Origin of the sequence: Acinetobacter uliginosus (genome assembly GCF_044130295.1) — a bacterium.
GTDB lineage: Bacteria > Pseudomonadota > Gammaproteobacteria > Pseudomonadales > Moraxellaceae > Acinetobacter.
This window is the reverse complement of record NZ_JBIQOC010000103.1, coordinates 1-12,478: the sequence shown is the minus strand read 5'-3', so window position 1 is coordinate 12,478 and position 12,478 is coordinate 1. Positions and strand designations below refer to the sequence as shown.

The 12,478-nt window shown below is 42.3% G+C and carries 11 protein-coding genes and 1 pseudogene; 3 read left to right on the top strand and 9 right to left on the bottom strand.

Annotated elements, in window-relative coordinates:
- Nucleotides 1–163: 163 nt before the first annotated feature.
- Nucleotides 164–646, bottom strand: a complete 483-nt coding sequence (locus tag ACE01T_RS15710; RefSeq protein WP_395519641.1) for a hypothetical protein — start codon at nucleotides 644–646, stop codon at nucleotides 164–166.
- Between the two features lie 117 nt (nucleotides 647–763).
- On the opposite strand from ACE01T_RS15710, the gene ACE01T_RS15705 reads away from it, so the two are divergent.
- Nucleotides 764–907, top strand: a complete 144-nt coding sequence (locus ACE01T_RS15705; RefSeq protein ID WP_180044399.1) for a hypothetical protein — start codon at nucleotides 764–766, stop codon at nucleotides 905–907.
- A 75-nt stretch (nucleotides 908–982) separates the two neighbouring features.
- The gene (locus tag ACE01T_RS15700; RefSeq protein WP_180044397.1) at nucleotides 983–1,933 is read left to right on the top strand and encodes a DMT family transporter; all 951 of its coding nucleotides are present in this window, start codon (nucleotides 983–985) and stop codon (nucleotides 1,931–1,933) included.
- An 81-nt stretch (nucleotides 1,934–2,014) separates the two neighbouring features.
- On the opposite strand, the gene pgaD is transcribed toward ACE01T_RS15700, so the two are convergent.
- The 8 genes and pseudogenes from pgaD to ACE01T_RS15660 all read right to left on the bottom strand — a co-directional run bounded on the left by pgaD (nucleotide 2,015) and on the right by ACE01T_RS15660 (nucleotide 10,365).
- On the bottom strand, nucleotides 2,015–2,428 hold the full coding sequence (pgaD, locus tag ACE01T_RS15695) for a poly-beta-1,6-N-acetyl-D-glucosamine biosynthesis protein PgaD (protein WP_086195959.1): 414 nt from the start codon (nucleotides 2,426–2,428) through the stop codon (nucleotides 2,015–2,017).
- Nucleotides 2,418–3,710, bottom strand: a complete 1,293-nt coding sequence (pgaC, locus tag ACE01T_RS15690) for a poly-beta-1,6-N-acetyl-D-glucosamine synthase (protein WP_086195960.1) — start codon at nucleotides 3,708–3,710, stop codon at nucleotides 2,418–2,420. Before pgaC ends, pgaD begins: the two co-directional genes overlap by 11 nt.
- Nucleotides 3,711–3,721: 11 nt before the next feature.
- A complete protein-coding gene (pgaB, locus tag ACE01T_RS15685) occupies nucleotides 3,722–5,656 on the bottom strand; it encodes a poly-beta-1,6-N-acetyl-D-glucosamine N-deacetylase PgaB (protein WP_395519642.1) in 1,935 nt (644 codons plus the stop codon).
- Nucleotides 5,657–5,990: 334 nt separating this feature from the next.
- The gene (locus ACE01T_RS15680; RefSeq protein ID WP_395519640.1) at nucleotides 5,991–7,865 is read right to left on the bottom strand and encodes a sensor domain-containing diguanylate cyclase; all 1,875 of its coding nucleotides are present in this window, start codon (nucleotides 7,863–7,865) and stop codon (nucleotides 5,991–5,993) included.
- A gap of 127 nt (nucleotides 7,866–7,992) precedes the next feature.
- The gene (locus ACE01T_RS15675; protein ID WP_086176864.1) at nucleotides 7,993–8,331 is read right to left on the bottom strand and encodes an FKBP-type peptidyl-prolyl cis-trans isomerase; all 339 of its coding nucleotides are present in this window, start codon (nucleotides 8,329–8,331) and stop codon (nucleotides 7,993–7,995) included.
- Nucleotides 8,332–8,490: 159 nt separating this feature from the next.
- Nucleotides 8,491–8,672: pseudogene (locus ACE01T_RS15670) on the bottom strand (MgtC/SapB family protein); the annotation flags it as partial.
- 88 nt (nucleotides 8,673–8,760) lie between these two features.
- A complete protein-coding gene (locus ACE01T_RS15665; RefSeq protein ID WP_180082366.1) occupies nucleotides 8,761–9,291 on the bottom strand; it encodes a YaeQ family protein in 531 nt (176 codons plus the stop codon).
- Nucleotides 9,292–9,354: 63 nt separating this feature from the next.
- Entirely contained in the window at nucleotides 9,355–10,365 is a 1,011-nt protein-coding gene (locus ACE01T_RS15660; protein WP_180082367.1) for a CobW family GTP-binding protein, read from the bottom strand.
- 479 nt (nucleotides 10,366–10,844) lie between these two features.
- Here ACE01T_RS15660 and ACE01T_RS15655 point away from each other — a divergent pair, with 479 nt between their 5' ends.
- The gene (locus ACE01T_RS15655) at nucleotides 10,845–12,452 is read left to right on the top strand and encodes a bifunctional 3-(3-hydroxy-phenyl)propionate/3-hydroxycinnamic acid hydroxylase (RefSeq protein WP_395519639.1); all 1,608 of its coding nucleotides are present in this window, start codon (nucleotides 10,845–10,847) and stop codon (nucleotides 12,450–12,452) included.
- Nucleotides 12,453–12,478: the final 26 nt, after the last annotated feature.

Genomic DNA, 12,478 nt, shown 5'->3' with positions numbered 1-12,478 from the left:
TGGTTTTGGAAAAAAAGAAGAATTTAAGAAAGTGCTAGCAATTTTAAGAAAGAAAAAGCCTGATAGGACAAGGATCCTATGAAATTTGTCGTGTACAGAGAAAAAGCATATAATTTTGGGGATTTTTATTTTTGTGTATTCAAGTCAAGAGGAATAGTTTCAGTCAGGCATGGCTATGCTGTTCCTTGAATTCACATTTATGCTCACAGCCAAAACGGTCAATATGGGTATAAAACACGCCATAACGTCCGACATAATATTCTAAAGACTGGTCATAGAAGGTCCAGTAAATCGACCACTCGCCTAAATCCAGCTTACGAATCCGGGTTTGTGCCTTGGCGGGCAGTTTTTTTAGAATTCCTTCTTGAACTACAATAGCCTGACTTAAATTACGTTCAGTCAGATGGCGTTCAAAAAATATCTGGCAAACATCATCAAACAGCTGTTGTTCATATTCTTCCACCTCATCTACCCGCGCTTGTGCTGTGGATAAGGGCTGTGCCGAGGTCGCATCGGGTTTGATTAAATCGGCGAGCTGCTTAATTCTAAATTGCTGTAAATGTTGATTGATCTGAGTTTTTAAAAATATTTTCCAAAGGACAATCAGTCCAATGCAAACACATAGCCCCAAGAGTATTTTCACCATAGCGTCACTCTCATGAATAAATAATTATTATTTTTATATTATATAAACAATTTGAATAAAAATTATACGATTTTTAAAATTTTATGTTATAAAAAAGAATGCCAAGGAATTTTACTCATGTTCCCTATTTCTTCATCTGCTCAATATACGCTTGTCACTTGCCTCGCTTGGGATCTTCAGGTCAACCAGGCCGGTTCACGACGTGTGGAGTTTTTACATGAGGTGCCTTGGAAACTGTACCCTGATGATGATTTAGAATAAATCACTAAGTAAAAAATACCCCAAGGTCGCCTCAATAGCGGCCTTTTTTATTGCCTAAAAACAAGGAAAAAGCTGATGAATAATCCAATCAATAAAAATGGATTCCCCACACCACTGTCCAAACCGGTTGTAGCCCCTTTTAACCAAAACTCACGCTTTGCTACAGCCGGTCAATTTATTACTGTTGTGCTGATTTGGTCACTCACTCCGCTTTCAGCCGTCTGGACAGTGCATGAAATTCATTGGGCGTGGGGTTTATTTATCCGGTTTAGCTTGGCCATACCGATTGCTCTAGCCTGTCAAGCCTACTTCAAGGTCAAAGTACCGGTGCACCCGCAAGCTTTACTCAGCTATGCCGCGGGTGCTCTCGGCCTCTTTGCCTCCATGGCCTTCTGCTATATGGGCGCATCCAGGGTACCTTCCACGGTGATTTCAATCATTTATGGTAGTGCTCCCTTTGTCTCGGGTTTAGTGGCCATTTATATTTTTCGCAGTGAAAAATTTAACGCTTATCAATGGCTGGGCTTGCTGATGGGTATGTTGGGCTTATATTTCGCACTGGGCTTAAACGCGCAAAACCTGTTATTGGATAGATTTGGCATTGGTTTGGAAATCGTGGCCATGCTTTTGTATGTATTTTCTGCATTTGCTGTGCGTGCGGTTGCTGCAAATATCCATCCGATCAGTCAGATGACCGGTGCTACCATCATGTCATGGCTGGGTTATTGTAGCTTGCTGCCCTTTTTCTCCTCCGACATGCCAGATGAGCTGCCGTCGTTAGATACCGCTATTGCAATTGTCTATAGCGCAGTATTTTCATCTGTACTGGCAATGATTTTTTATTATCAGCTGCTGAACAAAGTCAAGCCCACTACACTGATGCTGATGAACATCATTTGCCCCGTACTGGCTACACTATGGGGCACATGGCTTAATCACGAAATGCTCAGCTCACATTTCATCCTGGGATTGCTGTTACTGTGTACGGGTTTAGCCTGCTATGCGTTGCGCGTACCGGGCAAATAGCCGATAAAATAAAATAGAAAAATCCCGGGCTGGATGCCAACCCGGGATTTTCTTGGTTTTGGGTACAGATAAAAAAATCTGTTATTCAATATGAATGATTTTGCCGTGTTCATCATGATGAACCACGCTGACCTTTTGCTGGCGTCCCTGTTCGATTTCTTCCACAGCCAAACCAAAATGCTGTCCATAATCGGCAATATTTTTGGCAGAGCTTGTCTTTACTGTTTTTGCAGGAACAAAATTCGACCATAGCAGCAAGCCCACAGCACAGGCCAATAATGCACTCACGCCATGTTCAATGCCCAAACCAAAGGCAGAAAAAAGCTGATGCAACACATGCTGTTTTTGCAGGCTCACAATCCCCAGCACAATCAACAACGGTCGCCATAACAACAGCCATACCGCCCACATCATGGCGGTAGAGGTATGTGATGCATAACGTTTATGCCACGGCAAGCAATGACGTAAATCAATAATTAAAGGATTATTTTTCATGGATGACTTCTTCATTATTGAGTTTGGAATTACGCATCCCGCGGTCTGGACTGACCCAGCGTGCGCGCTGGCCATTGCCGCGTAACAATACTTTAGGAAATGCCACGATACTGGCCGTCAGGGTGATCAGCCAAAACACAAAGGGATACCAGATCATCCAGAAGTAATTTTTGCCTAGCGAAGGTTCATAACGGCTGTCCATCCATTTGCTGATCGCAAACTGCAATAGGCAGGTCACGCCCAAAAGCATGCCGGTGCCATAGGGTAAAAATGGTGAACTAATGCCCGATATGCCCAATGGAAGCACAAAATGGATTAACCAGAGAACGGCCATAAACAGCATCAAATAAGACCATACCAAAGTCAGAACCAGCTCACACAGCAGCGGCCATAAAAAATTCAGTTTCGGTTGAAACAGCACATCTATATTTTTAATCAGCACCTGTGCCCCGCCCATGGCCCAGCGTAGCCGCTGTTTCCACAAGCCCTTGAATGTTTCCGGCATTAAAATCCAGACCAGGGCATTTGGTTCGAAGTGAATATTCCAGCCTGCACGTTGCAGCTTCCAGGTAATGTCGATATCTTCGGTTAGCATGTCAGGTGACCAGTAGCCGACCTCATGTACCGCACTTTTACGAAAGGCAGTAATCACGCCAGAAACGGTAAACAGCCGACCAAAGCTGCGTTGTGCCCGTTTAATCATGCCAACAATGGAAGAAAATTCTCCCACCTGAATACGTCCAATCAATGTCGAACGGGTACGAATTCGCGGATTACCGGTGACCGCAGCCACGGTTTCATCCTGCAGAAAATGCCGTAACATCCAGGTCGCAGCATGCGGATCAAGCAAGGCATCACCATCAATGCCGAGCAAATATTCTGCATCGGTGAGCAAGCTGCCAGCCTGCAAGGCCATGGCTTTACCCTGATTATGTGCCAAATGCACTACACGCAATTTTTCATACCGGTCTGCCAGACGGTTTAACACGGCTGCGGTGTTATCGGAACTGCCATCATTGATCGCAATGACCTCAAAATTTGGATAATCCAGCGCCAGTGCATGACCCAATGTTTCTTCGGCATTATCACCTTCGTTAAAACAAGGCACCAGTACAGCCACCTTAGGATAATCAGGTAATGCCTCAGGCTGCTGATACGGCGGATCCTGTCGTTCTTTCCAGTAGAAAATCAGTGCACCGATCATCCATAAATACGACATAAATAATGGATAATAAAAAACAAAGTGCAATGCAGAATGCCAAAAATGCTGCAGCGTTGACATATGGAATTCCTTTAAGGAATAAGTTTGCTGGATTTCATATCAAAGGCTTTGCGTAACACGCCTGTATCTGGATAGTCCTGAATCGGATCATCTGGATAATACGCTTCATGCATCACCCCTTGAGTATATAAAGACTCAATGGTTCTGGCTATTTCATTGGAAGGAACGCGTTGATTGGTTCGCCAGTTCACTGACTGCAATTCAAAGACGGTTTTCTTCATGCCATTCGGATATTGCTTCACGCGATTAACAATGTCCCGATAAAAAGCATCGCTATCTGCGGCCTGCTCCATATAGGGCATTGCCATGATTGCAGTGAAGTCATAACGGTTGATCGACTGTTCCAGAGACTGTGAATACCAGTTTTCAGCATAAGGCCGCAGGGCAACCTGAGCATATAAATTGCGTGCAGTCAGCAAGAATGGATGATACTGACGGACTTCTTGCGCCAGTTGCATGGCAAAGTCATCAATGTATCTGGTTTTAAAGCCGGTCCATTTTTCCAGCTCGGCATCGTTATTACGGATTTTGGCCAGATCGGTCGGTAAGCCTATCGCAGCATAGGCTTTTAAAGCATCAGGGCTGGCATCTTCATAGTCCGATAAAGTGGTGTCATCGTGGAATAAAATGCCGTTAAATGGCACTGATTTGGCCAGATCCTGATAAATACCGGCAATGGTTTTACGCGCATCGGCAGAAAAAGGACTTAAACGATGATAGCCCATATTCAGATGGTTAGAATCATCGGCTTGCTGGGTCACTACCACATCTTTGGACACCGGGTTATCTTTTGGTAATTCCCAGGCCAGTAATGGCATCCAGGCATAGACCCGGCTGACTTGGGTACGGGTTTGAATTTGCCAGGCAGCACGGTTAAACAGGTCGGCACGCATGGGCAAATAATGGTTCGGGAAATACACCATATCCGCAGAACCATTGGCATCCGGATCAGAAAAGGCTTGTAAATACACGGTATTGACTTTCATCGCCACAATCCGGTCAAGCAAGTGATCCAGATTACGTTCCTGCTGAATAGGATCTTTGTCGTAAATGTAATCCAGATCGATATGCATGATTTTTTGCGGACGGTTATTGTCGCCTAAATGTTGCTGACGATTTTGAATCTCCTGAGCTAAATCCGCAGTCGTCATATTGCCTTCAATCAGAATACGGTTGAGCTGCCCCAATGAATCTTTAGCCGAATCTGCACCATCGTCCAGACTAATCGCCACCGGCATACCTAACTGTTTGGCAATTTTTACGGTTTGCATATTATAGTGACCATAGGGCCAAACCATCACACGAGGTGATTTCAAACCATGTGCAGTCAATAACTGGTTATTCTGCTTTAAGTCACCTGTAATCCGTTGCTGATAATGACGTTCGGTTTCATAACTGGCAGATTTAGGATCGTATAACCGTGTCACTGCCGCCGGTTCCATATTGCCCTGCGGATTGCCCAAGATACCGCGATGCAGGTTATAGCTATGACTGGCAATTTCGACCAGACCACTGTCCTGCATCTCTTTCAATTCAGTCCAGGACAACATTTGACTACGCTGAATTTTCTCACCTGAAAAGTCAACGCTTTGACCTGCTTTAGGCTCTAGCCATGAACCCACGACCGCCAGCACCACGGGAATTTTATTGGCTTTGGTCACCGGATAGGCACTTTTATAAAATGATGCATAGCCATCATCCACCGTTAATAAAACCGGTTTGCTCGGCAAGCGATATTTCCCTTCGTGCGCTTTAATCAGCTGATCAACATTAATAAAATGAAAACCATTATTTTTAAGCCAACTGATATGTTGCTGAAACTGCTGGGTCGTTACCGAATAGTCAGGAATCAATGCCGATTGACGATCGGTAATTTCATGGTAGCCAATCACCGTGAGGGTGGGATTGCTGGATGGTAGTGTTTTACTCCAGGCTAAATGAGGCATCTGACATAAAACGGCGGAAAGAGAAGCAGAAAGCAAGGTGGACAGCAAGCGAGTCTTCATTGAATGGTGCTCAAAAAACATTTTATGCTCTGAACACGTAGCATCATTAATCAATAGAAAACTACCCTTTTCATGATTTACGACGTTCAGAACTCTGAATCTGTCTTTTTATCCAATCAAGCTGAAATGAAGCTTAAAAAATAATAATTTTTTGAAAATGAAACGTTTAAAAATAGAGGAACTGTGATTAAGATCATCATACTTTAACTGGCATACCTACTTTTTATTTTAGTCAAAAGAGCTAAAAAAAGGTTAAATATCCACAAAATTTAAACTAAGTTCCAGAGGGCTGATATTGATCCCGTCCGGCATCCTTGGCTGCATAAAGCCGGATATCGGCAGCTTTCATCAGTTCATGAATATCGTTATAGGGATGATTTCGATCCATCCATGCCACCCCCATACTTAAAGTCACATACTGTTTTTGATCAGGCCGGTTTAAATGTTCAAATTGAGCATCTCTGACTGCATTTAAAACCTGCTGCAACACATTCAAGACCACTTGACTCGGAATATTATGCAAAATAATGGCAAACTCTTCCCCACCGTAGCGGGCAACATAAGCAGATTCAGGCAAGGCCTGCTGGATCAGCTTGACCAAATCTTGCAAAATTACATCCCCCTTCAAATGCCCATAGTAATCATTATAGTTTTTAAAATAATCCACATCTAACATGGCAAATGCCAGACTATAATGGGTATGATTTTGTGTCAGGGTAAATAATCGCTGAATTTCAGCATTTAAAGCCCGACGGTTAAAAGCCCCGGTTAATGCGTCTATTTGAATTTGTCGCTCTAGCTTCTGGTTCAGTTGATGTAACTGTGAAGTGCGCTCCTGTACTTTATGATCCAGAGAACTATTCAGCTCAAGTAAGCTATTATTCAATTGCTCAATATGCGAGGTATGCTGTGCATAGTTTTTTGACTGCTGAAACATAATCAGCAAGGCATAGAAACTGGTTGAAATAAATGAAAGATTAAATGAATCGAGTAAATTTAAGGTCAACAAGAAATCATGAAAAAAGGTCACACATAATAAAATTATCGCCCATACATTGACGCTGGAATATTGCTCTTTTGATTTCAGGGTCAGATAAAAACCATAGCCAAAATTTACAATGACAATCGGGCTAATGACTGAACTATAAAAGGCAAACCGCTGAAAGATTTCAGGCACAGTAAACAAGGTCACCATCATACCCATGATCAGTATGCACATCGCCACACTGTAAACAATCGGATGCAGATAACGCCGACTGAGTAAAAACATATAACTGATAAAAAAAGTGACTGCTAGATAAGTAAACAGATATTCTAAACGCTCTCCCCATAACCAGCTGATATTGGTAAAGGTGGTATAGGCATAAGGGGCTGAAAATAAATTATGCAAGGCCAGAAACAGAATAAAAACACCAAACACAAAAACCCGGATACTGCTGCGATTAATCACTCCTTGGAATACTGAAAACATTAAGGTAAACATTCCAATACCCAAGACTGCTCCACACACCAGGCCAATACTCATCATCATCTGCTGGAACTGGCGACCAATGGTTGTACCTATGCCTATCCGCATCGGATTTTCAAGACCACCATGCTGAGGATCAAAATTGGATGCCTGAATGGTGATGGTGAAATACTCTTTTTCCACCACAAAAAAGGCAATTTTAGGTGCATTTTCCGTTTGATGATGGCTTGGGTCTTTTCCAACTTCTCCTAAACGCAGTATAAAATCACCATTCAAGAACATTTTATAAGCCCCATATTGATTGGGAATAAAAATGGCTATACGGCGCCCTACAAATTGCTTAGGTATTTTAAAATGGCCAATAAATGTGCCATAAGTCTGGTTAGTTCCAGTGATTTCTTTAAAAGAGACTGGCAAAGTTACGCTAGTCGATTTTAAAACTGAACTGGGTTGGGTGATGAATTGCTCAGGATAATACTGCCATGTCCCCTTAAGAGGCGTAGAGCTATCTTCAGTAAACTGAACATCATTCAAGAATTTTTGATGTAAATAATAAGATTCGGGTGCGGCTTCATAAAGTGCCCAGACCTGCTTCTGCCCCAGACCTATGCATAGACATATTGCTAGAAAAAGTTTTAAAAAATGAATTAATTTCTGAATTTTATACAAAAAGCGAATCATCCTTAAATACGCTTAGCTATTTCTTAATGTAGCGGTAAAAAAATAAAATTCAAACTATTTTTCACCTATCTGCAAGATTCATCCTTGTCTCTTGCAGAATATTTTTTAACCGATAATCAAGGCGCACTTAATCACGTGTTTTTACGTCAAATAGTTCAATTTCAAAAATAAGGTTTGAATTGGCAGGAATAATTTTACCCATTTTACGTTCACCATAAGCCAGGTGTGCCGGCACCATTAATTTACGTTTACCACCGACTTTCATGCCCATAATGCCCTGATCCCAGCCTTTAATCACACGACCGGTACCAATCACGGTTTCAAAGTAGTTGCCACGGTCAATGGATGAATCGAATTTGGTTCCATCTTCCAGCCAGCCGGTGTAATGGGTCGTAATCAGCGCACCTTTCACCGCTTCTTTACCTTCACCTACTTTTAAATCGATAATTTCTAATTCATTTATCATGATCATTTACCTAAACTGAGCAGCAATTTTTCAATGCCTAGTATAACCGGATTTGGCTGCATGCTTTAGAATTTAAGAGGTATCCGTTCTTAGCTGTATTTAAAAGCTGAGCTCATGGATATTTGAATCATTCAATAAATAAGCCGTCAATTTTTTATGATTTTCATCTTTAAAAATCACCCCTGCCCGGACAAATCCAGCCCGGTCAGAATATTGGCAGGAACTCAGATGACCATAATCATGGTTCGAAGGCCGGCCGATTTGCTACGATATTCTCGCTCTGCACCAATAATTACCCCAATACCGAGGGCAATCAGCAAACAATAGAGATCCGGATACATATATTTTCCCTTTATTCATTTTTATTGTTTTCAGGTATAGGCAATTTTGTGATCAGGATGCAAGCTTAAGCCTGCAACCTGTATCTATTTATTGTAATTGTTCCCACTCCACCACGACTTGAGCGTGATCCCCAATCAAGGTCCATTCACCATCCATAACATTTAGCTGTAACTGCATAGTACGCTCGCATAATTGTGGCAAGGCATCAGTAGTCGCAGTAGAGAGTTTCCACACTTCGACATTGCTTAAGGTTTTTAATTTGCTGTTGCGTTTGTACCATTCATCTACAGCTGAGCCATAAGTAACCACAGCCACCTGCTTACAACGCGCACTGGCCTTTTTCACCTTATCTTCATCCGGACAGCCCACTTCAATCCATTTAATCAGTTGGCCGGTCAGATCTTTTTGCCATAACGCCGGCTCATTAGTTTCAAACAAATCTTTGGTAAACTCCAGAGCATCATCAGCAAAACGCGCATAAGCCAAAATACGCACCATCAAACGTTCAATGGTTTCTGAAGGATGCAAAGCCATAGTGAGTTGATAATCACCATATTGATGGTCATCCATATTGGCAATATTCAAATCTGCCTTATAAATTGTTGCTTTTAGCGCCATAAAAGAGTCCTCAAATTTGGCGCCTAGCATATAAGATTTGGGCGTATTTTGCTGAAATGTTTTTTAATCCTGATCTGGATTAATCTGGCACTGAAACAGTTGCTGTTCAAATAACTGCCAGTCATGCGGATGCTGCACAATAATTTCAATACGGTTATCCACGCCTTCTTCTACAGACTGATAGTTAAACTGCTCGGGATTAAAATTGAAGGTTTTCCAGCCCTGGTTGGTATTAAAAATCCCTTTAATCCGCAGCCACTGTTGCTGTTCACACAGTAAATCCAGCAAGGCATAAAAGTCGAATTGCCAGCGCTTGGGCAATTTCCATCCCGCTACACTATAGCCTTGTGCAGTTTCAACATAGTGATAAGGCAACTGTTTAATTTCTGGTAGAGGCTGTCCAGCTGAAAATGTTTTTTGGATTTTCAATAAAGGCTGAATTTTACGTCTGGTTCCCACATAAGGCAGGTCAATTTGTTGCAGAGGAATTTTATCTTGCCCACTCATCAGCCAGGTTTGCTGATAAGCCTGATATTCACGCTTTAATGCCTGCAAAGCCTGATCATCTGCAAAACTCATAGTATCCGCATGGGACACCACAATGATTTGTGCTGCTTTTAACTGATCGGCATATAAATTCTGCTTGCTCCAATCACTATCATGCAAACGGGAACCATCGACTACAGTCACCAAGGCACGCATGGCAATACTCGGCTGCCAGTGCGGTTCGGTCAGCTGTTCCAGCAATTGTGCAGGATGTCCTAGCCCTGTGGGTTCGATAAACAACCGGTCCGGTTTGCTTTCTGACAATAATCGCGACAAGGCAATCTGCATCGGTAACTGGCTGCTACAGCAAAGACAACCGCCCAATAGCTCTTTCACTTCATAGCCTTGGGTTTGCGGTAACAGCTGCTGATCGACCCCAATTTGCCCAAACTCGTTCATCAACACCGCCCAGACCTCATTTTCTGGCTTCTGACTGAGCAAATGTTGAAGCAAGGTGGTTTTTCCAGCCCCTAAAAAACCAGAAATAATATGAGTCGGTACAGCTTGAGTAGGAGAAATCAGTTTCAAAATCAACTCGCTTTCAGATAGATATAATCAGTTCATCAGTGAGCACAACTCACCCACCCATACGGATCATGATGATGCTCACTTTCATTTTTTCCGTACTGTATAGTAAAGCATCCAATTTATTTTGAATCCGTCATCATTCAATTTTTATTTTTTGACGTTTTTAAAATCTCACTGCAAATCATTCACTCCATGCTGTTGCATGCAAAGCAAGATTAAGTCAAAAAGCGGAATGAGGTAAACTCTTGCGCTTTTTATGTTTAGCAAATATTTATATATGATAGAAAAAAATGATCATTAAGCCCGAAAACCATATAGTAGACAATTTAAATAAATATTTATTTTCAATATCTTATATAATAATATGTATTTCCGCTGTTTTGTTTTCATTCAACATATCTACTATGGCATAGCTTGTTTAGACCCTCAAATTCACCGTTAATACGCTTAAATGTGAATTGATTGAATGGGCATTCGCTATGAGCAACAAAACAAATTACACCACTGAAGTGGCAATCTTGGGCGCAGGCCCTGTGGGTTTGACTATTGCGAACTATTTAAGTAAACAAGGCATTCAGGTCACTGTAATCGAACAACTGGACAGTTTGATTGATTACCCGCGTGCGATTGGTATTGATGATGAAGCATTGCGTACTATTCAGTCACTTGGCTTAGTGAATCAAGTTTTACCGCATACCACACCAAATCATGCCATGCGTTTCTTGACGCCTAAAGGTCGCTGTTTTGCTGACATTCAGCCACTCACCCGCGAATTCGGTTTCTCACGCCGTAATGCTTTTATTCAGCCTCAGGTCGATAATGTCTTGCTGCAAGGCTTAAAGCAATATGAAAACACTCAAGTACTGTTTTCACGTCAACTGGGCGAATTTAGCCAAGATGCCAACGGCGTAACGCTTAAAATTCAAGATAAAAACCAGAAAGAAGAAATTGTTCAGGCAAAATATTTAATTGCATGTGATGGCGGTAACTCAATTGTACGTCGTACTTTAAATATTGGTTTTGATGGTAAAACCGCACCAAACCAATGGATTGTAATTGACATTGAAAATGATCCTTTGGCAACACCGCATATTTATCTATGCTGCGACCCGGTACGTCCGTATGTATCTGCTGCCCTGCCTCATGGTATTCGCCGTTTCGAATTCATGGTGATGCCGGGTGAAACTCAAGAAGAGTTAAGCAAACCGGAAAATATTGCCAAATTGCTGTCTAAAGTATTGCCTAATGCTGAAAATATCGAAGTAATCCGTCAGCGTGTTTATACCCACAATGCACGTATTGCTGATAAATTCCGTGTTGACCGTATTTTGCTTGCCGGTGATGCTGCACATATTATGCCAGTATGGCAAGGTCAGGGGTATAACAGCGGTATGCGCGATGCCTTTAACCTGGCTTGGAAAGTGGCATTGGTTGTTCAGGGCAAGGCGACTCCAGACCTGCTTGATTCTTACCAGATTGAACGTAAAGACCATGCTAAAGCCATGATTGATCTTTCAGTGATGGCAGGTCATGTACTTGCGCCACCGAAAAAATGGCAAGGTTTCGTGCGTGACGGTATTGCCTATGCATTGAATTACATCAAGCCAATTAAACAGTATTTGCTTGAAATGCGTTTTAAACCGATGCCAAAATATCATGACGGTGCTTTGCTGGCAGACGGCAAGAAAGAGTCTCCGGTCGGCAAGATGTTTATTCAGCCGCAAGTGAAACTTGAGTCGGGTGAACAAGTTTTACTGGATGAGGTGATTGGCAACGACTTTGCCATTATTGCCTGGGGAGTCGACCCTCAATGGGGCATCTCGGATGCCACTATGCAAGTCTGGAAAAAATTAGGCATCAAATTTATTCAGGTCATTCCCGAAGTTCAGTTTGGCAATGAAAACCGTAAGCAATTTGACGGCGTGATTACCATTGGCGATATCGGCACCGATATCCGTACATGGTTTGGTAAAACATCTGACTCGGTTGTTATTTTACGTCCTGACCGCTTTGTGGCAGCTCTGGCGATTCCACAAACGCTGGATCACGTGAGCCAACAGCTGTTTAAAAAGCTGCATGTAAAATAATACAGATATAAAAACACATTGACTGA